This is a genomic window from Cocleimonas flava, assembly GCF_004339015.1.
GTDB classification, from domain to species: domain Bacteria; phylum Pseudomonadota; class Gammaproteobacteria; order Thiotrichales; family Thiotrichaceae; genus Cocleimonas; species Cocleimonas flava.
On record NZ_SMFQ01000002.1, the window covers coordinates 691791 to 715653 of the forward strand.

General features: G+C 41.7%; 26 protein-coding genes. 13 read left to right on the forward strand and 13 right to left on the reverse strand.

Annotated elements, in window-relative coordinates:
• Positions 1–76 precede the first annotated feature (76 nt).
• The 5 genes from msrB to EV695_RS03185 all read right to left on the reverse strand — a co-directional run bounded on the left by msrB (position 77) and on the right by EV695_RS03185 (position 5009).
• A complete protein-coding gene (gene msrB / locus EV695_RS03165) occupies positions 77–523 on the reverse strand; it encodes a peptide-methionine (R)-S-oxide reductase MsrB (RefSeq protein ID WP_131904456.1) in 447 nt (148 codons plus the stop codon).
• 102 nt (positions 524–625) lie between these two features.
• Positions 626–2347 carry a protein adenylyltransferase SelO gene (locus tag EV695_RS03170; protein WP_131904457.1) on the reverse strand — a complete coding sequence of 574 codons (1722 nt, stop codon included), beginning with the start codon at positions 2345–2347 and terminating at the stop codon, positions 626–628.
• 251 nt (positions 2348–2598) lie between these two features.
• On the reverse strand, positions 2599–3147 hold the full coding sequence (locus tag EV695_RS03175; protein WP_131904458.1) for a hypothetical protein: 549 nt from the start codon (positions 3145–3147) through the stop codon (positions 2599–2601).
• A complete protein-coding gene (locus EV695_RS03180) occupies positions 3147–3500 on the reverse strand; it encodes a RidA family protein (RefSeq protein ID WP_131904459.1) in 354 nt (117 codons plus the stop codon). Before EV695_RS03180 ends, EV695_RS03175 begins: the two co-directional genes overlap by 1 nt.
• Positions 3501–3767: 267 nt before the next feature.
• Entirely contained in the window at positions 3768–5009 is a 1242-nt protein-coding gene (locus EV695_RS03185; RefSeq protein WP_131904460.1) for a bifunctional alpha/beta hydrolase/OsmC family protein, read from the reverse strand.
• A gap of 592 nt (positions 5010–5601) precedes the next feature.
• Between EV695_RS03185 and EV695_RS03190 the strand changes: the two genes are divergently transcribed.
• From EV695_RS03190 to EV695_RS03200, 3 genes are all read left to right on the forward strand, one after another.
• Entirely contained in the window at positions 5602–5997 is a 396-nt protein-coding gene (locus EV695_RS03190) for a DoxX family protein (protein WP_131904461.1), read from the forward strand.
• Positions 5998–6221: 224 nt separating this feature from the next.
• A complete protein-coding gene (locus EV695_RS03195; RefSeq protein WP_131904462.1) occupies positions 6222–6560 on the forward strand; it encodes an ArsR/SmtB family transcription factor in 339 nt (112 codons plus the stop codon).
• 107 nt (positions 6561–6667) lie between these two features.
• On the forward strand, positions 6668–7528 hold the full coding sequence (locus tag EV695_RS03200; protein ID WP_131904463.1) for an arsenite methyltransferase: 861 nt from the start codon (positions 6668–6670) through the stop codon (positions 7526–7528).
• Between the two features lie 213 nt (positions 7529–7741).
• Here EV695_RS03200 and EV695_RS03205 read toward each other — a convergent pair whose 3' ends face one another.
• Complete coding sequence (locus EV695_RS03205) at positions 7742–8533, reverse strand: hypothetical protein (protein ID WP_131904464.1); 792 nt, start codon at positions 8531–8533, stop codon at positions 7742–7744.
• A gap of 293 nt (positions 8534–8826) precedes the next feature.
• Between EV695_RS03205 and EV695_RS03210 the strand changes: the two genes are divergently transcribed.
• Positions 8827–9189 (forward strand): hypothetical protein, encoded by a 363-nt coding sequence (locus tag EV695_RS03210; protein WP_131904465.1) that lies wholly within the window; start codon positions 8827–8829, stop codon positions 9187–9189.
• Between the two features lie 11 nt (positions 9190–9200).
• On the opposite strand, the gene EV695_RS03215 is transcribed toward EV695_RS03210, so the two are convergent.
• Entirely contained in the window at positions 9201–9539 is a 339-nt protein-coding gene (locus EV695_RS03215) for a hypothetical protein (RefSeq protein WP_131904466.1), read from the reverse strand.
• Positions 9540–9690: 151 nt separating this feature from the next.
• On the opposite strand from EV695_RS03215, the gene gcvA reads away from it, so the two are divergent.
• From gcvA to EV695_RS03235, 4 genes are all read left to right on the forward strand, one after another.
• Positions 9691–10611 carry a transcriptional regulator GcvA gene (gcvA, locus tag EV695_RS03220; protein ID WP_131904467.1) on the forward strand — a complete coding sequence of 307 codons (921 nt, stop codon included), beginning with the start codon at positions 9691–9693 and terminating at the stop codon, positions 10609–10611.
• Between the two features lie 350 nt (positions 10612–10961).
• Complete coding sequence (locus tag EV695_RS03225) at positions 10962–12512, forward strand: alanine/glycine:cation symporter family protein (RefSeq protein WP_131904468.1); 1551 nt, start codon at positions 10962–10964, stop codon at positions 12510–12512.
• 161 nt (positions 12513–12673) lie between these two features.
• The gene (locus tag EV695_RS03230) at positions 12674–13237 is read left to right on the forward strand and encodes a hypothetical protein (RefSeq protein WP_131904469.1); all 564 of its coding nucleotides are present in this window, start codon (positions 12674–12676) and stop codon (positions 13235–13237) included.
• 109 nt (positions 13238–13346) lie between these two features.
• Positions 13347–14072 (forward strand): tetratricopeptide repeat protein, encoded by a 726-nt coding sequence (locus tag EV695_RS03235; protein ID WP_131904470.1) that lies wholly within the window; start codon positions 13347–13349, stop codon positions 14070–14072.
• 139 nt (positions 14073–14211) lie between these two features.
• On the opposite strand, the gene EV695_RS03240 is transcribed toward EV695_RS03235, so the two are convergent.
• Both EV695_RS03240 and EV695_RS03245 read right to left on the reverse strand, forming a co-directional pair.
• Positions 14212–14736 carry a LysM peptidoglycan-binding domain-containing protein gene (locus EV695_RS03240; protein ID WP_165874601.1) on the reverse strand — a complete coding sequence of 175 codons (525 nt, stop codon included), beginning with the start codon at positions 14734–14736 and terminating at the stop codon, positions 14212–14214.
• A 310-nt stretch (positions 14737–15046) separates the two neighbouring features.
• Complete coding sequence (locus tag EV695_RS03245) at positions 15047–15406, reverse strand: DUF7079 family protein (protein WP_131904472.1); 360 nt, start codon at positions 15404–15406, stop codon at positions 15047–15049.
• 195 nt (positions 15407–15601) lie between these two features.
• Between EV695_RS03245 and EV695_RS03250 the strand changes: the two genes are divergently transcribed.
• From EV695_RS03250 to EV695_RS03265, 4 genes are all read left to right on the forward strand, one after another.
• Positions 15602–16681, forward strand: coding sequence for an extracellular solute-binding protein (locus tag EV695_RS03250; RefSeq protein WP_131904473.1), 1080 nt, complete (start codon positions 15602–15604; stop codon positions 16679–16681).
• 109 nt (positions 16682–16790) lie between these two features.
• The gene (locus tag EV695_RS03255) at positions 16791–17951 is read left to right on the forward strand and encodes an ABC transporter ATP-binding protein (protein WP_131904474.1); all 1161 of its coding nucleotides are present in this window, start codon (positions 16791–16793) and stop codon (positions 17949–17951) included.
• On the forward strand, positions 17948–18805 hold the full coding sequence (locus EV695_RS03260) for an ABC transporter permease (protein WP_207906932.1): 858 nt from the start codon (positions 17948–17950) through the stop codon (positions 18803–18805). The genes EV695_RS03255 and EV695_RS03260 overlap by 4 nt, the downstream gene beginning before the upstream one ends.
• A gap of 242 nt (positions 18806–19047) precedes the next feature.
• Entirely contained in the window at positions 19048–19692 is a 645-nt protein-coding gene (locus EV695_RS03265; RefSeq protein ID WP_207906933.1) for an ABC transporter permease, read from the forward strand.
• Between the two features lie 50 nt (positions 19693–19742).
• Here the strand turns inward: EV695_RS03265 and EV695_RS03270 are convergent, their stop codons facing one another.
• The 4 genes from EV695_RS03270 to EV695_RS03285 form a co-directional block, all read right to left on the reverse strand.
• Positions 19743–20393 (reverse strand): arylesterase, encoded by a 651-nt coding sequence (locus EV695_RS03270; protein WP_131904476.1) that lies wholly within the window; start codon positions 20391–20393, stop codon positions 19743–19745.
• Positions 20394–20592: 199 nt separating this feature from the next.
• On the reverse strand, positions 20593–20934 hold the full coding sequence (locus EV695_RS03275) for a hypothetical protein (RefSeq protein WP_131904477.1): 342 nt from the start codon (positions 20932–20934) through the stop codon (positions 20593–20595).
• Positions 20935–21145: 211 nt separating this feature from the next.
• Positions 21146–21661: a LysM peptidoglycan-binding domain-containing protein gene (locus EV695_RS03280; RefSeq protein WP_165874602.1), complete on the reverse strand. Its 516-nt coding sequence runs from the start codon at positions 21659–21661 to the stop codon at positions 21146–21148.
• Positions 21662–22097: 436 nt separating this feature from the next.
• Positions 22098–22721 carry a hypothetical protein gene (locus EV695_RS03285; protein WP_131904479.1) on the reverse strand — a complete coding sequence of 208 codons (624 nt, stop codon included), beginning with the start codon at positions 22719–22721 and terminating at the stop codon, positions 22098–22100.
• Positions 22722–22979: 258 nt separating this feature from the next.
• On the opposite strand from EV695_RS03285, the gene EV695_RS03290 reads away from it, so the two are divergent.
• Positions 22980–23828 carry a lipase family protein gene (locus tag EV695_RS03290; protein ID WP_131904480.1) on the forward strand — a complete coding sequence of 283 codons (849 nt, stop codon included), beginning with the start codon at positions 22980–22982 and terminating at the stop codon, positions 23826–23828.
• Positions 23829–23863 lie beyond the last annotated feature (35 nt).

Here is a 23863-nt window from a genome sequence, read left to right on the forward strand (position 1 = left end):
GTGGGGGGGTGTATTTCGCCCTCCCCCCTGCTTCCGTAAAAGTCGGTTTACAACGTTTACCTTTATTCTATTTTTTTTATGCTGATTGCTTTTTAAGTGCTACAGCATTCATGCAATAGCGTAAACCACTCGGCTTTGGTCCATCTGGAAAAACATGACCGAGATGCGCATCACAGGTACTACACGTGGTTTCTACACGACTCATTCCATGCGAATTATCTTCGATATAATTTATCACATTGTCTTCTAATGGCAGTGTAAATGAAGGCCATCCGGTACCAGATTCAAACTTTTCACTCGCATCGAATAATAAAGTGCCACAGCAAACACAGCCGTAAAGGCCCTCTTCAAAAAGGCTACACATATCAGAACTGTTTGGCATTTCAGTACCGTGTTTACGCGTGATACGAAACTCTTCATCGCTAAGCACTGATTTCCATTCTTCTTCAGTTTTTTCGACTCGTTTGGCCGGCTTTAAATTACCCTCACGGGCATATTTCAAAACATCATTCCAGTTCAACATATTGATTTCCTCTTAACTTTTTCTGTTTGTGATAGATTAGAAATTCATCTGATCCAACCTAAGCTTATACGCTAAACACGCCTGCTAATATGACCTTAAACATTAAGTACCGCAGAACGTTTGCAGCACAACCTCTTCAGGTTTCGGCGGCAACATATACTTTTCTTTGCCTTCCTGAAACTCAAAAGGATGTTGTAACACCTCGTGCAATTCATTAAACACGCTGAAATCATTATTATCTTCAGCGGCTCTTATCGCTGCTTCGACTTGATGATTACGTGGAATATAAACAGGATTGACACTTTGCATCAGCGCTTGTTGCTCTGCGGCTGTTGTGTCTTCCTGCTTTAGGCGATACAACCACTTCTTTGCCCACGCATCAAAATCATCTGGGTTTTCGAACAAGTCTCGTGCATTTTCCAAATTTTCAAGGTCTTGAGAGAGATGATAAAAAGTCAGCGTAAAATCAGCTTTACCGGTTTGCATAACGTCCAGCAGTCGTGCAATTAAGGCATGATCGTCTGCATTCGTTTGTTGTGCTTTAGCTATTTCAACAAGGTTTTCTTCGATCTCTTCTTGTGTAGGAGTTTGTGCGGGCTTATCTGAAGCACTTTGAGGAGAGCCTTCAGCAGCAACTTTTGCAGCGCCTTCAGCTGAAGCTTTCTTGAGTTTTTGTTCCATGATTTTTTCAGGGGTTAACAAAAACTCTGTGGTCTGCAAACCCAGCTTTTGACGCATTTCATTTAGCCAATAATGTTTGTAGATAGCTTCATACTCATTCAAAACTTCCTGTGCGAACAGCACCACCACTTCTTCTGGTTTACCTTGTTCTGGGGTGACATATTCGGCAAATAACGGCAGCAACGTTTCGGCAAATCGAATTAAATTCCATTGACCAATTTGTGGCTGGTTTTTATACGCATAACGACCTTGCTGATCTATGGAACTGTATACGCGACTATGCGAAAACTCATCCATAAATGCGCATGGTCCATAATCAATGGTTTCGCCCGCAATCGACATATTATCGGTATTCATCACGCCGTGAATAAAACCGAGTGACATCCATTTAGCGATTAATTTAGCCTGCGCATTCACAACCTCTTTCAAGAAAGCAACATAAGGCTTTTTCACTTCTTGCTCAGAGCCATCAGCTGCAGAAGAGCCATCAGCCGGAGAAAACCCTCTCTTAGCTTGCGGGTAGTGACGTCCAATCTCATACGCTGCGAGTTTTTTCAAATCATCAATATTGCCTTGGCTTGCAAAATACTGGAACGTACCGACGCGCACATAACCGGTGGCAACACGAGTCAGGATTCCTCCAGGCTTCGGCATCTCACGCATCACTTTTTCACCGGTGGTTACAACCGCGAGTGCACGTGTCGTCGGCACACCGAGTTTATGCATGGCTTCGCAGAGCAAGTATTCGCGTATCACAGGGCCCAGTGCCGAACGACCATCGCCACCGCGCGACCAAGGTGTTTTTCCCGAACCTTTCAGTTGAATGTCGTGACGAATTCCGTCTTTGTCTTTAACTTCACCCAGTAAAATCGCGCGGCCATCTCCAAGTTGCGGAGAAAAACCACCAAATTGATGCCCTGAATAGGCCATTGCAATGGGCTCTGCCCCTTCTGGAATCTTATTACCGGAAAAGAATTCAACCGCTTCTGCTTCATCAGCAAACAAGCCAGCCACACCAAGTTGTTCTGCCAGTTCGTGATTAAATTTTATCAAGCCTGGTTGTTCAACAGGGTCTGGTTGTGTGTTGCTGTAAAAGCTCTGTGGTAGCTTGGCGTAGCTATTATTAAAATCGACTTTCGACATTCTTTACCTTTGTTCGTATGTAATAAAAAGACCGTTGCTCGAAAGTATGGCCTCAATTGATGATTGAATATAGAGCAATGCTGTCATCCTGAAAAAAGCCCTGAAAGTGGGGGGGTGTATTTTCCAGTTAGCTTTATCTGATGACCCGCTCTTATAACGGGAAGTTCGCTTCCCGTTTTTGAATGATAGGATCTTTTTGTTTGTTAAATGCAAAAAGAATTAATACAGTACTAGCGGTTTTGTATCGGGTATCACTTAACTTCGATATAGACTTCTTTTCGATCCCAGTTTTCAGTACCGTGAACTTTTATACGGATGATATAAGCTCCAGCAGGCAAACGATTATCGGTCGCGTAGTTTTTTGAAGACACAACACCCGAGCCATCAACAAATACATCTTTTGATTTTGACAATCGCGCAACGGTAGATTTTCTCTGACCTTCCAGTGCGATGAAAGAGACTTGAGGTTTGCCTTTAATGGTACCGATGGTATTTGCTGAGCGTGCATTTTCTCTCACACGAACGACTATTCCACCGTCTACTTTACCCGTCAGTTGCCAGCGAACATTGTCATAACGAATGTAGTTTTTCATCTTTGGCTTTGATGCTTTATTCTTTAACGGAACAACATTCAATCCGCTGATTGCCGCATCGAAGAAATAGCCAGAATAATAATTGGCAACCGACTCTTTTTTAACAGATGCGTTATTTGTACCGTCGCCTTTGGTCTCGACGCTTCCACAAGCGACAAGACCCAAAGACAATGCAAGACCTAGCGTTAAGTTTATCGCCGCTTTCATTATTTAACCGCAGCTGTCACACAAATTTCTACAAGGATTTCTTCGCGCGCCATTAAAGCCTGAACACACGCTCTTGCTGGCTTCTCTCCATCAGCAACCCATGCATCCCAGATTTCATTCATCGCTGCAAAATCTTTCATGTCTTTGATGAAAATGGTCGTTGATAAAATGTGATTCTTATCGCTACCTGCTTCTGCAAGTAATGCATCAATTTTGTTTAAGCAACTTGTTGTTTGCTCTTGAATGCCTACCGTTACATCATCTGCAACCTGGCCTGAAAGATAGATATTGCTGTTATTGTTAATAACGATTTTGCTCATTCTATCGGTAGATTGTTTACGTACTATGCTCATTCTTTTTCATGCTCCATGATTATTCATTGCGGCGTGTTGTAGACGACAACACAAACGCAAGTCAGATAAAAAAGTAAGGGTAGCGCAATCTCGAGATATTTGCTGATTTAAAACCGACAAATTATGAATCGTAGAAAGTCGGTTTAGTGCAATTGTTAACTATATTTTGACGTAGGGGAGTTTAAACTAAAAGTCACCCCCCTACTTTGGGGGCTTTTTTTGTGATACCACTATAAACAGTGAATATCTAACTCACTGAAATTGATATTAATCTTCAACCATCTGCGTCAAAACAATCGGATCGTTCTCCAGCGTTCTATGCACTGGGCACTTGTCTGCAATTTCGATCATCTTCTGTTTTTGTTCGTCTGTTAAATCACCTTTAAAACTGATAAAACGCGTGATGCGATCGACTTTACCCTTACGGCCTTCGCATTCCTCGCATTCTTCCGCGTTGATTTTTTCATGCTTTAAACGAACCGTGATGTCATCCAGCGGTAGTTTTTTGAAATTAGCGTACATGCGAATCGTCATAGAGGTACATGAACCTAAACTCATGAGTAACAAATCATACGGTGCAGGACCTTGATTGGTGCCACCGACGCTGATTGGTTCATCACTCAAGAATTGATGACTATCGCTGTATAAACCACGTAAGAATTTCTTATTCTTCTCGGTTACAACTACTTCGCCATGTTCTACTTTTGGTGCAGTTCCTTGTGATGCTTCAAACTCGGCTGAATCTATTTCCAGATAGCGACTCGCCCAGGCAGCTAGGGTCAAACCTACGTATTCAGAATCGTGGCGATTACTCAATAAGTGATCCGCATTATCCAGCGAGATAAAACTCTTTGGATGTTTAGCCGCGCGATAGATCTTTGCTGCTTCGTCAATGGACACGATAGTATCAACAGGCGAATGAAAAATTAGCAAAGGTCGTTTCAAATTAGCAATATGATCGGAAGAGGCATTCTCGTTTAAATCATCGAGTAATTGCTTTTTGATATTAAATTCTTGTACACCGATTTTTACGCGCGCTTCACCTTTTGCTTCCAGTTCTGGCACGGCATTTAAAAACAGATGCTGTACATGATCTGCCGTGGCAGGTGATCCAATGGTTGCAATCGCTTTAACCAGCGGTAATTGATGTGCTGCACTAAGTACGGCTGCACCACCTAAACTATGCCCTATCAATAAACTAGGTGCCTGGTATTCGTCTTCCAGCATTTTTGCGGCTGCCAGCAAATCATCGACATTAGACGAAAAATTGGTATTGGCAAAATCACCATCACTATTTCCCAGTCCGGTGAAATCGAAACGAAACACCGCAATGCCTTTGGCCGCTAATGAGCGACTAATTCGCGATGCGGCGGCGACATCTTTGCTACACGTAAAACAATGGGCGAATATCGCATAACGCAGCGCTTGTTGATTTGAATCTGGCGTTTCTAATAATCCAGCAAGGGTTTCACCCTGCTTATTTTTAAATTCTACTTTTGTACGTGCCATTGGTTTTTCCTGTTGTGTTTTATTGTGCTTTAACTACGTCTGACTTTTGTTAATAGAGGCATGTTGCAGAGGCATGATTGAGAATAAACGAAATAACTTCTTATTTACCTCTTTTCCAGGTTCTTTTTTTAGTCTCTTTGTTAGCTCTGGCCACCCCCCTACTTTGGGGGCATTTTTCTTCATTTTAAATGTTAGGGGATTAATTACCCCGAATCGCCACTCTATGAATAGATCATCGATGCTTTCTCCCTCATTTTCCACTAGCAGGAATTAATTAGGGTTTTTACTGTCGTTTTTAACCTAAATTACCACTTTATTGTTTTTTGCAGGATTCATTTCCCACCTGAAGATTGAAAATAATCTTCTATTTATAATATTTCCTCAGCAATCTTTTTTACCATTATTTTGAATATAACATTATTTCATCATGCCTGCGTTTATCGCCGTTTCAAGCCTGTTCTTACAGATACTCGTGCGGTTAATATCTTGCTCTAATCTCTCTACCGCTCGTCATCAAACATTCAGATTTGCATCTACTCACAATACTTCTGCGTTAATTAGGACAACTAAAATTTAAATAGGAAACAACATAATGAACACATTTGCACACTGGTTTATCCGCATACCATTTGCGGCTACTTTTATTTTTCATGGCGCTGGTAAATTTGCCAACCTATCAGGTTCTGCCGAAATGATGGGCATGCCCGTTTTTCTTCTAGCGTTAGTTGCTATTGCAGAAGTTTTAGCAGGTGTAGGCGCCATTGTAGGAGGCGTAGCAAGTTTTCCAAAGAAAGATTTAGTAACACGTCTGGCTGGTTTAGCAGCGGCTCCTGTGATGCTTGGCGCAATCTTCATGTTCCATTTCCCACGCTTCTCTTTTGTCGCGACGGAAGAGTTTCCTATGGGTGGCTTTGAATTCCAGTTATTACTGTTAGGTGTTGCAATTAACTTTATCCTTACGGGCAATAAAGAAAGTGCAGATAAATAAATCTGCACTTGATCAAATGATTGATTACTTCATTGATTAAATGAAATAACAGAAATCTCCATTTCCATGTTTTGGGCCAGTTTTTACTGGCTCTTTTTTTGCTTAAAAAATCAAAACGTCGACTCACTTTTTACCAAAAAATAACTTCATAACGGTTTTCAAAAAGACTCTTTCATTAATATTTAATTTGACAAATACAATACTTCATTACTATAGTTCGATATATGTCGAACTATAGTAATGATATTCATAAACGCGCCGAAATGTTTAAAGCTTTGGGCAATCCACATCGTCTGGCGATTTTTCAACGCCTGTCGACCTGCTGTGTTCCGGGAACAATTTGCTCGGTCGAAGATGCGATTCGTTTTACCGTGGGAGAACTGGGCGAAGATTTAGAAATAGCGCCTTCGACCGTCTCTCATCATCTCAAAGAATTGCTCCGGGCAGGCTTAATCCAGTCACGACGCAATGGTAAAAACATCGAATGCTGGATTGAACCGCAACTGCTTGATCAGCTCTCCGATTTTTTTAAAGTGAATAGTGATATTAAACAGATGACTTGAAGCGCCCTGATAAAAACTGTCCCGCTTGAAGAACAACATTACTGAATAGTGTTTTGAATAGCATCTCGAATAATGTCTCGAACAAACGAACAACAAAAGGTGAAACCATGAGTGAAAATGAAAATTGCTGTGCTCCAAGCTGTTGTGATGAAACACAGCCTGACACTGCGGCAAAAAATAATACTTTCCGCGAAAATGTCCGTGAAAAATACGCAAAGGTTGCCAACGCAGTCACCGAAGATGATTGCGATGCACCAGCAGCGAGTTGCTGTGGAACCTCCGATGATGAAGCCATAAACACCCTAATCTCAACCCGTTTAGGTTATTCACAGGCTGAACTTAATGCCGTTCCTTCTGGTGCTGATATGGGATTAGGTTGTGGTAATCCGCAGGCGATTGCCGCACTGAAAGCTGGCGAGACGGTTGTCGACCTTGGTTCTGGCGGTGGTTTCGACTGTTTTCTGGCATCACCCGCTGTAAGCGAGACGGGGCACGTGATCGGCATCGATATGACTCCGGATATGATTAGCAAGGCACGCAATAATGCCAACACGGGTAAATTCAGCAATGTTGAATTTCGCCTGGGAGAAATCGAACACCTGCCAGTCGCCGATAATAGTGTTGATGTGATTATCTCTAACTGCGTGATCAATCTCTCACCCGACAAAGGTCAGGTATTCAAAGAAGCGTATCGTATTTTAAAAACAGGCGGCAGACTTGCCATATCTGATGTTGTCGCAACGATTGAACTACCAGAAGAAATGCGTAACGACCCACTACTAATAGCAGGCTGTATGGGCAATGCCGCACTTATTGATGATCTAACGAATGATCTGGAAGCAGCAGGCTTTAGGGATATTGCGATACAACCAAAAGATTCCTCTAAGGAATTTATTCAGGACTGGGCACCGGGAATTGGTGTGGAAAATTATGTGGTTGCGGCAACCATTGAGGCGGTTAAAGTTTAAAGTCACCCCTACTTAAATGAGTTTTCGCTTTGTTTTTTTTAAAGCGCTATAACGAATTTATGCCAGAGCTTAGTTATAGCTCGACTGAAAGGAGACCCTAGAATATAGCGTGTATAAGGGCACTTTTTTCAATGTTTATTCCTATAATAAAAAGAGGCAGACTTGCTAACTGCCTCTTTTTTATTGTTCTCTTATAAACTGAGTAAGGATCAATTACTGAACCCAAGCAGGCAATACTGGCATATCGTCTTGGTCTGGTGGGTTTTCAGCACCATTGGCTTTCAAGTTATTGGAAAGCTTTGTTAATAACCCAGCTTCACTCGCGGCAGCTGCTATTTCATTAAACGTAGCTTCGCCCACACCATTAAATCTTCCATCATCAGCAAAGTCATCTGCCAATAATAAGAGCTTGGTAGCATCGCCATCAATGGCTAGAAAGGCACCTGAAAATAACAACAAGTTTGCATTATCTTCGCTAAAGCCTCCTTCGCCACCTAAAACGCTTAGTTCTTCAGCACCGCGATCGATATCATCGGTTACTCGTTTTAAACCGAACACTTCTCTCAGGTCAGTTTGCGCTCTACTCCATGCGTTATACATACTTCTGCCGTCTCGAAGCCTTTCGAAGATTCGCGCTGCGGCCAAATGTGTGAATAGATTGATATTCGCTTTATCGTTAAAACTATCTTTTTCTGTTATCGCATCTAAAGCTAGCGCTTCATCGCTATGGCTACCTGTATATTCGTTAAAGTAGCGACCCGAAACTCTCAGTTCAATCCAGCCATTTGATACATTTTTAAACGAAAACCTTCCTTGATCATCGGAAACTTGTCTATCATCTTCATCGTAACCATCACGATACCCTTCATAATCAAGGCTGTATAAATAAACCGTCGCCCCTTCTTTGAACGGACCTTTTTGCGCCGACCCTGCCATTCTATCGGTTAAATTACAGGCTGAAATCGAAACAGCTAAACCGAGAATACAGAGTGTTCGAATAAACATAGTCATATCCCTTATCTAAAATGATGTGAGTAAAAGTGAGCTGGCTTAAATCAATCGACAATAGCCTATATTTAAAAACAACTATTCAAAATAACGTCTGCCAAAAATAGCTTCTATAAAAACTTCACTCTAACAAATATTAGATGGAAAACTACCAACAGTCTAGGAAAGGGCTTCAATGAGCGTAGTAGAATCAGGCAGATGCAAGCTTCAAAAAGCTGATCAACACACTTAAAAATCAGCGAAAATCATATATTATTATGATTCTTAACTCATCCTAAACGGGCAAACCAATGAAGTGTTACAACCACCATAATCATGATGCCGTTGGCGTATGCAAAAGCTGTCTTAAAGGCATTTGCACAGAGTGCGCCACCGATATTGGTGGCGGCATTACTTGCTCTGATGAATGCGCGACCAATGCAAAAGATTCGATAGCCTTACTCAAGAGCACCGTTGCATCGCAAAAAGATTTTAAAAAGGGAGGTGGCTATGTCGCCCCTATTTTCTTTTTACTCATGGGTCTTGGTTTTATTGGCTTCTCATTATACAAAGAAGGCTTTGGTGAGTTTGGGTACCTGTTTGGAGGTCTATTCACCTTATTCGGCATCGCTATCGCTTTTCTGAATTATCGTCACGTCAAAAGGCAACGATAATATTCGCACACTTAATGGCAACAGACCGAACCATTTCTAACTAGCTCTTTTGACTTTCGTTTTTTTTCAACAGCCTTGTCACTCTTTGTGCTAATTGTGTTTATTGCCTTAACCGTATGACTAGAGGCATTTGTGGTTGTTGCCGTAAGCTTTGCAAACACTCTCTGTAGCAGGCTGTTTTTTCTGGGTTCGACACCTTTAGCTTGCTGCTCCAAAATCTGCCTATCGTTCTCGCGTATTTCTGAAAGCGTTGGCTGACGTCCACTCCGTATCGGCATTCCAACAAAGCCGGATAAGTGATTCACTTGTCTTTCAAACTTTCTCTGATATTGTTGATTATTGTTTTTCATTTTAGATATTCTCCTCATTGTGCCTTACTTAATGTTTGGCTTTTCGTTGCCATGTGAGAATAATCAAGGAATACAGTGCGCTTAACAAACGATTAGATCTAAGCTATGCTTTAGAAATTCTATTGCGAAAAGGATTGAGAACACCCAAATCATGCGTCGTCTTCCGCCACTCAATTCAATTCGAGCCTTTGAAGCCACCGCGCGTCACTTAAGTTTTTCAAAAGCGGCTGAGGAGCTCAACGTCACCCCTGGCGCGGTTAGCCAGCAAGTTAAAGTGCTGGAAGATTATCTAAATATCAAACTTTTCAAACGCAGAAATCGACTGATACTGTTGACCGATGAAGCGCAAATCTGCCTGCCTTTACTGACACAAGGCTTAGATAATATGGCGCACGCCATCGATTTAATTCGTAAACAAAACGACGATAAGCCGCTAACTATTACGGCATCTCCGACATTTACTTCGCGCTGGTTAATGCCGCGCCTGAGTAGCTTTCAGCACGAATTTCCCGATATAGATGTGAGAATTGATGCCAGTAATGATCTTGCTGATTTGATTAATGACGATATTGATGTTGGGATTCGTTTTGGCACTGGAGAATACCCGGGACTAGAAGCAGACTATCTGTTCTCCCAGAGCGTAATCGCTGTCTGCAACCCTGAACTCCTAAAAAGAAAAGACAAACTGGAAACCCCTGAGGATCTTAAAAACCATACACTGCTGCATGCGCATGGCGATTATTTCTTCATCGACAACACGCATGTAGATTGGGAAATGTGGTTTGCTACCGTTGGTGCCAAAGGAATAGACGGCCGTCATGGCCTGCATTTTTCACAACATAATCTCTTAGCGGAAGCTGCTATCCGCGGACAAGGCGTTGCTCTGGTTGGTGATGTGGTGGTCAATGACGAGCTAAAAACCGGGCAATTAGTAAAACTTTTTGAAGATACCGACATCCCACTTAAATTTTCTTATTATCTGATTTACCCCAACGTTAAATCTAATTTGCCGCGTGTAAAAATATTTAGGCAATGGCTGTTAGATGAAGTAAAAAAAGTAAGGCGCAAATAACGCTTTTGTAAATCCTCTAGCAACTGTTTTTCCATCAATAAAAGTGATTAGCAACATACTACGCTACTTTCCTTACGCCAGAGGCGCCTTACACAGCACAATCTATTGCAAAAAGTATTATTATTTAATTTTAATCCTAATAAACTCAATATATACGGTTTTTTATACTTATTTTTAAAATTCTTACAGAGTTTTAGAAAATCTTTACTATAGTTTTATTCAATGTACTGTCTTGCGCATTTTAATAGATAGTATTTTCGACTAATTTAAAAACCACAGTGATTACTTCTGTATTAATTCTACAGTTGTATTCGTTTTCACCCTACACAAAAAACTAAAGGCTGTTATTTATGAAAACACTCAATCGATATCTCATAGGGATATTTTTAACAATACTATCATTCGGAGCATTTGCTGCTGAAGAAGAACCAAGCTCATTCAGTGCATTGCTTACTGGAGTCAGTAGTGGGGTTGATACATTTTTTAACGATTATTTAGGTTGGTTTGTTAATCTTATTTTCTATAGTTTACCTGTCGCAGGCACCAAGTTCCCATTAATCGTTGGCTGGTTATTTATCGCAGCGATCATTTTCACCTTCTATTTCGGTTTTGTTCAATTTAGACGCTCTGGTTTAGCGCTAGGGATTGTAAGCGGCAAGTATTCTGACCCTAACGCAAAAGAAGATGGTGAGGTTTCTCACTTTCAGGCCTTAACAACGGCACTATCTGGTACGGTTGGTCTGGGTAACATCGCTGGTGTTGGTGTCGCGGTCGCTATTGGTGGACCTGGCGCAACTTTCTGGATGATTATGTGTGGCCTGTTAGGAATGGCTTCTAAATTCTTTGAATGTACTTTGGGGGTTAAATACAGAACCATCTTACCGTCAGGCGCAGTATCTGGTGGACCCATGTACTACTTACGCGACGCCATGGCTGAAAGAGGCTTCGGCGGCTTGGGTAAAGTACTGGCAATCGGCTTTGCGCTGATGTGTATCCTTGGTTCGTTTGGTGGCGGTAACATGTTCCAGGCTAATCAGGCACACGCAATGTTAACCTATGCGTTTGATGTTCCACCTGAGTACGGAATTATCACAGGTGTGGTACTTGCTGCATTAGTATTCTCTGTAATCGTGGGTGGTATGCCTTCAATTGCATCAGTGACTGAGAAAGTAGTTCCTTACATGGCTGCGCTTTATCTTGGTATGGGTATCATCGTCATTCTAATGAACCTTGATCAAATCGGTGCGGCATTCTCTGCAATATTCGAAGGCGCATTTACCGGTGCTGGTGTTGTCGGTGGTGTTCTTGGTGCGTTAATTCAAGGTTTGAAACGTGCTACATTCTCTAACGAAGCAGGTATTGGTTCTGCGGCAATTGCTCACTCTGCGGTTAAGACAAAAGAGCCAATTACAGAAGGCTTGGTTGCGACGCTTGAGCCTTTCATCGATACCGTTGTAATTTGTACAATGACGGCATTAGTCATCACAATCGCAGGCTTAAACGTTGCACCATTTGATGGAGCTGGTTTAACCGGTGTTCAATTAACAGCAGCTTCGTTCTCAGACTCGGTTGGTATCTTTAAATACTTCCTTGCTCTTGCAGTAATCATGTTTGCATTCTCAACAATGATTTCATGGTCTTACTATGGTCTTAAAGCCTGGACTTACCTATTTGGTGAAGGCAAATCAATGGAAATGATTTTCAAACTAATCTTCTGTATGTTTGTAATCGTTGGTGCAACTATCCAGTTTGGTGCAGTAATCGACTTCTCTGATGCGGCAATATTTGCAATGTCTATCTTCAACATCATCGGTCTTTACTTCTTAATGCCGATTGTTAAAGAAGAATTAGCGTCTTTTGTAGCACGTGTAAAATCAGGTGAAATCAAGAAGTACAAGTAATCGATACTTATTAATAAGCATTAATAAATATTGATTCATGTAAAATTAAAGCCCACTTCGGTGGGCTTTTTTTTGAGCTTAAATTGATCTTTAACTGAGCTTTAACTGGGTTTCAATATACAAACGAATCAAGAATTAGCTAATTAGGAGGAGTAACTAAAATGAAGATAAAAGATACGCCTATAGACCTGAATAAAGCCATCTTACAGAAAGGCCCAAAATTCAGGTCTCACACCGTTATATTTCAAAACAATGTTGCTGACCTTAAGCCGACGATGAGTTCATTGGCGTTTTGTCTTGTGTATATTGTGGTTGGCTTGTTTTTATTAGCCCTAGCTGCCATCGTTTACCACAACAAAAAACAACTCGACTTTACGCTTTTCCTCGGGGGTGTGGGAATAGCTATTTTGACGTTTGGCATCACCTTAGTCATGCCGTTTGTGAAACAGGTTACTTTTGATAAGAACACAGGCTCTTACAAAAATAATATCGACCGTAAGGTAAAACTTGAAAATATAATCTCACTTCAGATACTGAATAAAATGGTTACAAGTAAGCATGGCTTAAGTTACCCATGCTATGAACTCAATATGCTAACCAAAAATGGACGTCGAATTAATGTACTTAACCACAACGATATAGACCAGTTATTAAGTGACGCTGAAAAACTGGCTGAATTCTTATCCGTGGAACTCATCGACTTACGTCATGAAATAATTCTGTAACCTACTAAAAAATGCACTGGGAGAATGTGCACCATATTCTATGAATATCTAAGGTAAAAATGCATACTCCCAAGGTATCAGATTAAATCTAAATAACATCAGGAATTAAATGACAAACCGTCAATCGAACATCATTTTTTATAGCATTATCTCGATAATAATTTACGCAATAATCATCAGCTATACCAATCCGGAATTTTTCGATAACTTCTCAAAAAGCAAAGAAGAAATTGCAATCAATGAGGCGATGAAAAATGGAGAGCATAAAAAAGCGCTGACCATCTACCAGCAATTAGTCGATGAAAAAATAAATGATGGCGAAGAAAACACCGCTGAAACAGCTAGCATGTATGAAGATATGGCAGACCTTTACTACAAACTAGGAAACGCCGCGGAAGAAAAAAATTATTATCTGAAATCTTTAGCGATCAAAAAGAAGCTAAAGAAAAATGACCTATTTGGCTTTGCCAAAACCTATTTTAAATTGGGGCTGATTGCTGAAGAGGAAAAGCAATACGACCAGGCGCAACAATATTTCGAGCTATCTTTATCAACAAGACTCGGAAAAAAAGACAATGAAGAAGCACAGGATGAGCGTGAAGACAAAGGCATGATTAACGGCATGCATGAATCCCGCCTCAGCTATATCAGGCTGAATAACGAAGTGACTATCGATACATTTAAAAAATTAGGCGCGATACATAACGTTAAAAAAGAATACGCTCTGGCTAAGCAATATTATGAAAAAGCCTTAGCCGCCAGCAAAATAACGCATGGGGAAGATGCACCTGAAACTGCAGAAATAATGGATCTGTTAAATAAGATAGAACAGTAACTAAAAAAACAAAGTCACCCCCCTACCTACAGGGCTTTTTTAAAAAGTGCCTGTAAGTAGGGGGGTGACTTTATGGTTACTAGTGGCTACTAGTGCTTATTAACCGAGATTTACATTTAACTCAATGATCATCCAGCATCTAGATTAAACGTAATACCTGCCCAACCACCAAGCGGTTTAAATTTCTATTGTTAATACGATTCAATCTTGCAAGTCTTTGAACACTCACACCTGTTTTATACGAAATTTGAATCAATGTATCACCAGGGCGAACCGAATAGGCAATCTGCTTACTCACACGTTTCTGGTTATAGCGCTTGTTACGGTTGTCATAACGAACACGCTGCTGGTAACGATTGTACTGCTTATTAAATCTTTTAACGTGCTGAAAACGTTTGGTTTTCACATGTTTATTGGCAACAGGCTGTCTAAAGCTCGTTTTGGTAACAACCACTTTTCTAGTCGGTGTGTTTTTTACGACCACTCTTTTCGTTATCGTTTTGTTATGTGCATATTTCTTATGCTTAACCTTTTGGACTTTGCTTTTATTAACCTGACGTTCGAAACTATTATGATTTCTATCGCCATCTGCAAATGCATTACCGGTGAAGGCTAAAGCCATAACTGAAAGTGTGGTTGCTAATGTTAATTTAATGTTTTTCATGATCCTCATCCTTAAAATAGTTATTAAAATAATTAAAACAGTAACCGTTTGAAGTTGTTTTCAATCGATGAGTAAAGTTTGCAACAGGCAAATGAAAATTTGGGTAGCGACCACGTAAAGAAATGTAAATGAATGTCTACTTTTGTTGAAGCTGAATGGCAAAGTCGTCGAAAAAATATTGAAGCGCAGCAAATCTAAAGACGCATCATGTCTTCGTTTCTACATGATAAAAAAAGTGCCCCAAAGGTGGGGGGTTGCTTTGGTCTTTGAAATTTGGGATTTGTAATCATTAATAGTGATTAACCCTTATTTAGAGTTTTTCATAACATTCCAGAACGGCTTCCCACTCGTTCTTTATCATCCAGAAGCTGCGACGATTCATCCAGCGTCGAAAACGATTGGGTCGCTTCGCTGACAAAATTGCATTAACCACCCATTTCTCATCAAAACCAGCCCACTCTCCCGCCACTGAATGCAAGTTTGCAATACAGACGGGAAACACTTCGAACATCAGGATATCGTTTATTTCTTCCAGCGAATAGCCAGACTCATGCATTCTCCGTGCGATAAAGGCCAAATCATGTTGTTGCAGTTCTGTATCCAGAAATAAATCAGACAGTGCCACCCACAGTGGCTTTCTAATCGTTAATGTAGCGCTATCGAATGTCATAGTAATACGAATTATACATGGGTAAATTTCCCCTAAAACTAATCCCGAACCAGGCTCAAAATAAGCCCGAGTTTTCAATGATTTCTAATTTAGCCTAAGACTTTCATGTTTCTGTAATATTTTTTTCCTATAATCCCTATGTTACGCAATAACTTTTATCTTTAAATTAAGACCTAACAAATAAAAAGGAAATTTATGAAAAGCCTAAAACTAAAAAAGATACTTCTTACATTACCCCTTATCAGTGCAACATTATTTGCAGGAACTTCTACCTACGCAGAAGAATTAAGACTTCTAACATGGGGCGGATACGCGCCAGATGAAGTGATCAAACTGTTTAAAGAAGAAACAGGCATCGATGTAAAAGTTACCAAATCAAACAACGAAGACATGATCTCAAAGCTTCGTGCTACTGGCGGTTCTGGATTCGACCTAGCGCAACCAAGTCAGGACCGTGTAACAGGCGCACAAGAAAATCATGATATTTACAAGCCAATGGATTTATCAAAGATAAACGGTGGTTTATTCATCACATCAATGTTAGATGCAACCAAGGCAAACACCACGTTTAAAGACAACGTTTACAGTGTGCCGCATATTTGGGGCACTAGTGGATTAGTGGTAAACACTAAAACGGCAGGCATGGTTAAAGATTACACCGACCTATGTAGCAAAGACTTAATGGGCAAAGTGTCTTACCGTTTAAAGCGTCCAACGCTAATCGGTTTTGCATTCGCAATGGGCTTAGACCCTTTCGCTGCCTATGCTGACAAAGAAAAATACACAGAACTCATGTCAAAAGTTGAAGCGAAACTGGTTGAGTGTAAGCCAGTCGTTAAAACGTACTGGACAGGTGGCGACGCACTCTTAAACCTACTGCGTTCTGGTGAAGTAACTGCTGCAATGGCTTGGGATACAGGCGGATGGAAGCTAAACAAAGAAAACAAAGACATCACTTTTGTTGCACCTAAATCTGGCGCACTAGGCTGGATTGATACCTTCACACTTCCACGTAAAGGCAAGAATGATGAAGCGGCTTACAAATGGATCAACTTTGTAATGAAGCCAGAAATCGCGGCTAAAATCACTGCAGTTGCAGGTAACTTCACTGCATCTAAAGGTGCTGATGAATTTGCTGATGATGTACTAAAAGCACAATTCCAGGATAGCTTCCCACAAGCAGCACTGGATAATGTTAAATGGTACCCACCAGTTCCAGCAGGCCTTGAAGAAATCGAAGGTAAAGTTCTGGATCGCGTTAAAGCGGCAAAGTAACAGCTAAAAAAACGTCAGAAATAATTCTCTAAATTATTTCTTTATACAGGACGAATCGCCTCTCTCAGGTTTATACTGAGAGGGGTATTTTTTATTTCTGAGCCAATCGATGACACAAAACGTAACTGCGAAAAATTCAAACAATAGCACCATAATTGACCTGGAAACCCGCAATGTAAATAAGCATTACGGTGACTTTACAGCTGTCGATGACGTTAGCCTAAAAATCGAAAAAGGCTCCTTCTTCTCTATTCTTGGTCCATCAGGTTGCGGCAAAACCACCCTGCTTCGGATGATTGCCGGATTTGACGAGCCAGATTCTGGCGACATACTTATTCAAGGCAGTTCGGTACTCGGCGTTCCAGCGAATAAACGACCTGCCAATATGGTGTTTCAACACCTTGCACTATTCCCGATGATGTCCGTGGCGGATAACGTCGCATACGGCTTAAAACAGCGTAAGGTTGCCTCTGCCGAAATCAATAAACGCGTCAAAAATGCACTCGAAAGTGTGGATCTTGGCGACTCAGGAAAAAAGAAAATCTCACAGCTATCAGGTGGCCAAAAGCAACGTATCGCCATCGCTCGCTGTCTGGTTCTCGAACCCAAATTACTCTTGCTTGATGAGCCACTCGGTGCGCTCGACCTGAAACTGCGCGAGCACATGAAAGTCGAACTCAAGCAAATGCAAAGCCGTGTCGGCACTACCTTTATCTATATTACCCACGACCAGTCAGAGGCGTTGGTGATGTCGAATAAAGTCGCGGTGATGAATAACGGCGCCTTCGAACAAGTCGGCACGCCCTCTGATTTGTACTATCACCCAGAAACCTCCTTTGTTGCAGGCTTTGTTGGCGATGCGAATAAATGGCAAGCCAAAGTCACCCAAGTCGATAACGTCAGTTGTACCACCCAGGTTGCTAATGGCCCTGCGCTACGTGGGAAGATCAACGGCACCGCACCTATAGCAGTGGGCGAAAAAGTTGATGTATTTGTACGCCCCGAAGCTATCAAAATCGTCCAGAGTGGACAAACAGCCGATCAAAACGAAAACAGCCTGCAATGCACAGTCGTCGACCTACTCTTTAACGGCGCAAATAGCACGGCACTGCTCGTCGATGTTGCTTCTGGTAAAGAACTGCACGTCGCTTTACCTCAAACCGGTGAATTTATAGGTTTACAGAAGGGAGAAGCCCTCACGATTTCCTGGTCTCAAGACCAGACACATTGCTTTTCGAGCAAATTTTTACATCCCAGGGCTGATACGTGAAGCAACACACTTCCATATTCTTCTGGCTGTTATTAGCGCCTTTTGCGTTATGGCTAATACTGCTAGTGATCATTCCGCACATCGATATGCTTGGCATCGCGCTGCGTGAGCAAACTGCGCCCAGAGAATACGCTTTCAGCTTTAAAAACTTTATCGAATTCTTTACCGAACCGCTGTATTGGCGCACCTTTATGCGCACCGCGGTTATGTCGATACTGGCAACCGCACTCACGCTATTAATCGCATTTCCCGTCTCCTACTACATCGCTAAAATGTTACGTGGCAGATCAAAATCATTTCTGTTTTTACTCTGCCTGATTCCATTCTGGGTGAGCGAATTAGTACGTACTTACGGCTGGATGATTCTACTGCGCGAAACCGGTGTTATCAGTAATGCGCTGCAGTGGGCAGGCTTGGTGTCTGGCCCTGTTGAATTACTCTATAACGACGCCGCGATTATGGTTGGGCTGGTTTATACCTCGATGCTGTTTATGGTGGTGCCGCTAGTAACTGTTTTGGAAAGTCTAGACGATGACATCATCGAAGCCAGTTACGACCTTGGCGGCAATATGTGGACGACCATGCGCCAGATAGTTATCCCGCACGCGATGCCTGGTATCGTTTCTGGTTGTATTATTGTATTTATGATGACCTTGGGTAACTACCTTACGCCGAATCTGCTTGGTGGCAAGGATAGCCTGTGGTTTACCGAACAAATTTACACCCAGTTTATTACTCGCTTTAATTGGGAGCTTGGCTCAGCCTTCGGTATTTTGCTGTTATTGCTGTCCTCATTGATTGTCTGGCTTGGACTTAAACTCAGCAGACAAACGCTAACGAGTACCATGACATGAGGGTATTAGGACATGAGGACCGTTAGGACATGATACCGTCAATCTCACAGCCCGCCTCGCTTCGCTGGACGTATCGCGCGTATATATTGCTGTTCTATATATTCCTGATTGCGCCGTTAGCTGTGGTCGCTACCTTTGCCTTCAATGACTCGCTATTCCCATCGCTACCGTGGAATGGTTTTACTCTTGACTGGTTTACCAGCGATACGCCCCAACGTTTGGGTGTGTTTAGCGATTCGGCGATGCTCGAAAGCGTCGGCGTTTCTGCCTTTATCGCCTTCTGGGTAACAGCGTTGTCGATCTTTGTCGCCACCACCAATGCCTTTCTGTTTGAACGCTACGACTTCCGTTTCAAAGAATTTCTCTACATGCTGATGCTATTACCGCTGGTTATTCCGGGCGTAATTTTAGGCATCTCGATACTTATCTCATCCAACTCCATGGCGAATTATATGGATGAAGTATTTAATCTCGAGGTTGAATTCTTAAGGCCGGGCTTAGTGCTGGTAATACTCGGACAATTCGCTTTCATTACTACCATTGCCACGATGGTAATCGGCGCTCGTTTACGCAAAATGGATCGTTCATTAGAAGAAGCTGCTTACAACCTTGGCGCGACTAAAACGTCGGTGTTACGAACCATCACACTGCCCTATTTAAGACCGGCAATGATCGGCGCAGGCATCGTTGCCTTTCTCATGAGTTTTGAAAATTTCAATACCACGCTGATGCTGACAAGCTCCGACTCGCCACTCACTATCACCATGTTCGATCGGTTACGCGAAGGCTCTACACCTGAGCTGAATGCGGTCTCATTATTGTTAATGATCGTTTCCGGAGTGCTGGCACTGATTAGTGTGTTTGTGCAGAAGAAGGAAGATAGTTAGCTATTTTCAAATAACAGCTAAAAAAAGTGCCTCAAAGGTGGGGGGTGCCTTTACAAAGCGCCATGATCTTTTAGCAACTGCTGAATCTCTTCGGCCATCTTCGAATAGCCTGCTTCATTGAAGTGGACGCTGTCTGATTTAAATTTGGGTTTGCGAATTAATGACGAGATGATTTCAGCTTCGAGCGGTACCCGATGCTCTTCTGCCAGCTCGGAATATAATGGCGCAGCATCTGAGAATAATTGCTTTTTCGGCACGCCGACTAATACCACTTGAATCCCTTCTGCTTTGGCTAAATTGATCATCGCAGACAGGTTTTTCTTGGTTTCTGAAAGGCTCTTATTGCGTAAAATATCATTGCCACCTTCCAGCAGAATCATCAGTTCTGGATTGGTTTTTTCGATTACTGTTGCCAAACGCGCCAAGCCATCTGCGGTTACTTCGCCGGATATTCCGGCATTGACTACCTGCCTACCGGTAAGTCTGGCTAAAACGCTAGGATAGCTATTCTCGGGTTTTACGCCAACACCCGAAGTTAGGCTATCGCCGAAAGCGAGAATAACGCCCGACTCTGACACCCTGCTGAGCAATTTTTCACTGCCACATGCCTGCAATAGTAACGTTACAAACAATAACGCAAAGATACTGATCCATGATCTTTTCAGATCGACGCTTTTTGAAATGAGAATTCTGTTTACCATCGTTCAAGTATGAAACATCGTCGGTTTAAAAGAAAACCGAACCGACAAACGCAGCGAGGCATTTACCCGTTTTTCACCCGTTTTTTTACTCGCCTTTCACCCTCTTATCACTCAATATTTACTTTCGTAATCACACATAAATAACAGGCAAAAAAAACACCCCCAAAGTGTGGGGGTGCCTTATAAAACGCTGATGAAATTATTGTAATTCCAGATTCAGTTTTTGGGTCTTCTCAAGTGTATTTTTAACGGCTGTTTTATCAACCGTCGTCTCAGCCACATTAACGTTAGCTTTTTTTGCGCTCATTGACAGACTGCTACCCACTGAAGTTTGACTTGCCTGATTCGTCGTAGTCCTGTTACCAGGACCAAAGTCAACACGATCACTATACTGGCTAGCTTTATCAGTCTCTGTCGTTTTGCTCACGCCATTCTGCAGGAGCTCACTATATTGAGTACTCTTATCCGCAAATGCTACGCCAGCAAAAGACAAAGCCAATACCGATAGTGTTCTCGCTAATTTTAATTTTACGTTTTTCATAGTCATTATCCTCTATTTAACATGATGGCTTTAAGCCGTTTTAAAGTCTCTGTTGAGACCATGAAAATAGTTTGACGAAGTAACATGCAAAAAATAAGCATCAAATGAGTAAAGAACAGGATGTGCTAACACGCAAAAAAACACCCCCAAAGTGTGGGGGTGCCTTTTAGCTAATAATACGTCAGCTATTGATAATTAAGCATCTTGTAAATTATGAAAGTCTTAAAATCTGGCCGATACGAATATTATTGATATTCCAGTTCGTAATACGGTTCAGTTGTGCCAGTTTATTCACGCTAACGCCTGTTTTTAAAGAGATTCGGTACAAGGTATCACCTGAGCGAACTTTGTAAGAATGCGTCTTTACCGTTCTATTTACGTTTCTGTGCACATTAGTTTTAACAACTTTTTTAGTATTGTAGCGATTCTTCGACACATACTGCGATTTTGCGGGCTTCTTCACGATATTCTTGGTGACGACTACCTTCTTCGGCGTTGCTTTTTTCACCGTCACTTTTTTTACTGTGACTTTTTTAGCCGCCATATTTTTAGCATGAAAAGTTTTATTGGTGACTTTTTTATTACTGCTCTGCTTTTTATTAAAAGACACTTTATCTTGTTGCTTCTGATTGTTGTATCGCTTGCCATTATCAGCAGATGCTGCACTAGCAAATGTTAAAGCCAATACCGAAAGTGTTGTCGCTAATGTTAGTTTTACGTTTTTCATGATATCCATCCTTTAGTTAATTATTAGGTGTTAATCCGTTTGCTGTGTTTGTTCAAACGATGGATGTAGTTTGCATCAGCTAAATGCAAACTTGGGTATAGACAAAGTAAAGAAGTGTAAAGTGGTGTAGCGCTAGTGTTGCAGGCACACTGAAATGTGCAAATCTAACCCTATTCTGCTGAATTTGCTTACACTGTTGATAATTATTGCTGAATGATGCTGATTGATATTAATTGATACTAGAGAGACGTAAGCGCTAAAAAAGTGCTTATAAGTAGGGGGGTGTGTTTGCAATGTTTAAATAACACGTTTGACTCACCATACAAGCGATCAAGGCAGTGAATAATTATTGCGTTATTATCCACTGCTTTAAAAGTACGAGCGTAACCGCCAATGAATGACGGTTACGCTGCACCATCTCCCAATCGCAACCTAGTTATAGCAACGCGTCTTTCAACTTGGCAAAATCTAATTGCTCTAGGTATTCCTTTAGCACAGCATCGTCTTCTAGCTGTCTTCCCTTCAGGGTTATGAGTATTTGACCGGCAAGCACTAAGGTAATTTCTGATCTATTCTTTTCCGTTTTAATCATGCCTTTGGCTTTTTTATAACGAAACGGTTTGGTATTTTGTTGGCCAGCCATCATTGCAGGATTTTTAAGCATCATCGTCATCATGCCCATCATGGGTGAATTCGCCATGACCTCGACAATCACGTTTTCTCTATTGCGCGTAAACTCACTTTTCATGCCGGTGCCGCCGCCCATTCCGCCCAGCATCGTCATCGCCGCTGCGTTATTATTTTTTTGTTCTCTCTCCTTCCAGCCGTCCAGAGGTTTTGGCATCAGCTGTTGAATTTCCGCCTGATATAATTGCTGCACTTGAGCCGTGACAAATTTTAACTCCTCAACTGCCGACTTATAATCTTTCTCGTTATAGGCTTCCAGAGCCACCGTTATTTGATCCGAAACTTCATCCGCAACAACAGGCGCACTCAGCATTGACAGGGTTGATGCCAATGACACCAATGCGGAAACTTTCAATAACTTTATGAATTTCATTTCGACTCCTAACGTTTCAGTAAGCAGATATTATTGAAACATTTAAAGCCGTCAAAATCTGTGAAGAAAATCACATTTATCAAATATCGATGAGAAAGCTCATGATAGAAAGTCCAATTAATAGAAAGACGCGTCATAGAAACGCACAGCATATAAAAACCGCTGATCGAAAGTGAACGAAAGTGAACAATGTAGCGCTGACACTCAAGACATTAATCTATAAAATGCAGTAAATTCTCTATCACACCACTCAAAAGTATGGACCAACAAACACCCGTTATTGCCGATCAGCAGGCTTATGAAATCAACTTGCGTTCGACGCCATGTGACCCTGAAAAAGGACACGACATAAGCGCAAAGGATTTGATCAACAAAGCCTTATTGTTTGCAGAACTTTCCATGATTGCTTATCTAAAGCCTGAAGAGACCGAAAAAGCAGCGTTGCGTCTTGGGTTTACCCGAACCACTTTCTACAATAACGACGGCTCCCAAGCCTACTCATTTGCCAACGATCAGGATATCGTGATCGCCTTTCGTGGCACCGAACCAAACGAATGGAATGATATAAAAGCCGATATAGATGCGACCAAAGCATTGGCGGAAACCGTTGGGCACGTACACCGTGGCTTTAAAAAAGAAGTGGATGATGTGTGGCCGCTATTAGAAAAAATGCTGATCTCACACAAACAAAATCTGGATAAAAAACTCTGGTTTACCGGCCATTCACTGGGTGGCGCAATGGCATCCATTTGCGCGGGTCGTTGCCTGTTATCGCATATTGATACACGACCAGAACAAGTGCATACCTTCGGTAGCCCGAGAGTCGGCACAAAACGCTATATCAATCACGCTAAAGTCGATTACTACCGCTGGGTAAACAACAACGACATCGTGACGCGCACGCCACCTGTGTGGCTCGGTTATCGTCATGCGGGCAAAGAAATGTATCTTGATGCACAGGGAAAGCTAAAAGAATTAAACGCGGTACAGCGCAAAGCTGACCTGTGGAAAGGTTTTGTGACAGGTTTAAAGAATAAACAGATTGATCACTTCAGCGATCACCTGATAGATAACTACGTTGACTATATTTACCAAGAGACCTTATAAGCAAATAAAGTCTGGTTTACACAGCATGCTTAAAT

What these genes read in the sequence shown, in the direction of transcription:
- EV695_RS03225 (WP_131904468.1), top strand. Translation starts at nt 10,962, where the DNA reads ATGAAAACACTCAATCGATATCTCATAGGGATATTTTTAACAATACTA.
- EV695_RS03170 (WP_131904457.1), bottom strand. Translation starts at nt 2,347, where the DNA reads ATGTCGAAAGTCGATTTTAATAATAGCTACGCCAAGCTACCACAGAGC.
- EV695_RS03240 (WP_165874601.1), bottom strand. Translation starts at nt 14,736, where the DNA reads ATGAAAAACATTAAATTAACATTAGCAACCACACTTTCAGTTATGGCT.
- EV695_RS03210 (WP_131904465.1), top strand. Translation starts at nt 8,827, where the DNA reads ATGAAGTGTTACAACCACCATAATCATGATGCCGTTGGCGTATGCAAA.
- EV695_RS03265 (WP_207906933.1), top strand. Translation starts at nt 19,048, where the DNA reads ATGCTCGAAAGCGTCGGCGTTTCTGCCTTTATCGCCTTCTGGGTAACA.
- EV695_RS03280 (WP_165874602.1), bottom strand. Translation starts at nt 21,661, where the DNA reads ATGAAAAACGTAAAACTAACATTAGCGACAACACTTTCGGTATTGGCT.
- EV695_RS03270 (WP_131904476.1), bottom strand. Translation starts at nt 20,393, where the DNA reads ATGGTAAACAGAATTCTCATTTCAAAAAGCGTCGATCTGAAAAGATCA.
- EV695_RS03255 (WP_131904474.1), top strand. Translation starts at nt 16,791, where the DNA reads ATGACACAAAACGTAACTGCGAAAAATTCAAACAATAGCACCATAATT.
- gcvA (WP_131904467.1), top strand. Translation starts at nt 9,691, where the DNA reads ATGCGTCGTCTTCCGCCACTCAATTCAATTCGAGCCTTTGAAGCCACC.
- msrB (WP_131904456.1), bottom strand. Translation starts at nt 523, where the DNA reads ATGTTGAACTGGAATGATGTTTTGAAATATGCCCGTGAGGGTAATTTA.
- EV695_RS03205 (WP_131904464.1), bottom strand. Translation starts at nt 8,533, where the DNA reads ATGTTTATTCGAACACTCTGTATTCTCGGTTTAGCTGTTTCGATTTCA.
- EV695_RS03215 (WP_131904466.1), bottom strand. Translation starts at nt 9,539, where the DNA reads ATGAAAAACAATAATCAACAATATCAGAGAAAGTTTGAAAGACAAGTG.
- EV695_RS03245 (WP_131904472.1), bottom strand. Translation starts at nt 15,406, where the DNA reads ATGACATTCGATAGCGCTACATTAACGATTAGAAAGCCACTGTGGGTG.
- EV695_RS03180 (WP_131904459.1), bottom strand. Translation starts at nt 3,500, where the DNA reads ATGAGCATAGTACGTAAACAATCTACCGATAGAATGAGCAAAATCGTT.
- EV695_RS03290 (WP_131904480.1), top strand. Translation starts at nt 22,980, where the DNA reads ATGGACCAACAAACACCCGTTATTGCCGATCAGCAGGCTTATGAAATC.
- EV695_RS03235 (WP_131904470.1), top strand. Translation starts at nt 13,347, where the DNA reads ATGACAAACCGTCAATCGAACATCATTTTTTATAGCATTATCTCGATA.
- EV695_RS03185 (WP_131904460.1), bottom strand. Translation starts at nt 5,009, where the DNA reads ATGGCACGTACAAAAGTAGAATTTAAAAATAAGCAGGGTGAAACCCTT.
- EV695_RS03275 (WP_131904477.1), bottom strand. Translation starts at nt 20,934, where the DNA reads ATGAAAAACGTAAAATTAAAATTAGCGAGAACACTATCGGTATTGGCT.
- EV695_RS03190 (WP_131904461.1), top strand. Translation starts at nt 5,602, where the DNA reads ATGAACACATTTGCACACTGGTTTATCCGCATACCATTTGCGGCTACT.
- EV695_RS03200 (WP_131904463.1), top strand. Translation starts at nt 6,668, where the DNA reads ATGAGTGAAAATGAAAATTGCTGTGCTCCAAGCTGTTGTGATGAAACA.
- EV695_RS03230 (WP_131904469.1), top strand. Translation starts at nt 12,674, where the DNA reads ATGAAGATAAAAGATACGCCTATAGACCTGAATAAAGCCATCTTACAG.
- EV695_RS03175 (WP_131904458.1), bottom strand. Translation starts at nt 3,147, where the DNA reads ATGAAAGCGGCGATAAACTTAACGCTAGGTCTTGCATTGTCTTTGGGT.
- EV695_RS03285 (WP_131904479.1), bottom strand. Translation starts at nt 22,721, where the DNA reads ATGAAATTCATAAAGTTATTGAAAGTTTCCGCATTGGTGTCATTGGCA.
- EV695_RS03195 (WP_131904462.1), top strand. Translation starts at nt 6,222, where the DNA reads ATGTCGAACTATAGTAATGATATTCATAAACGCGCCGAAATGTTTAAA.
- EV695_RS03250 (WP_131904473.1), top strand. Translation starts at nt 15,602, where the DNA reads ATGAAAAGCCTAAAACTAAAAAAGATACTTCTTACATTACCCCTTATC.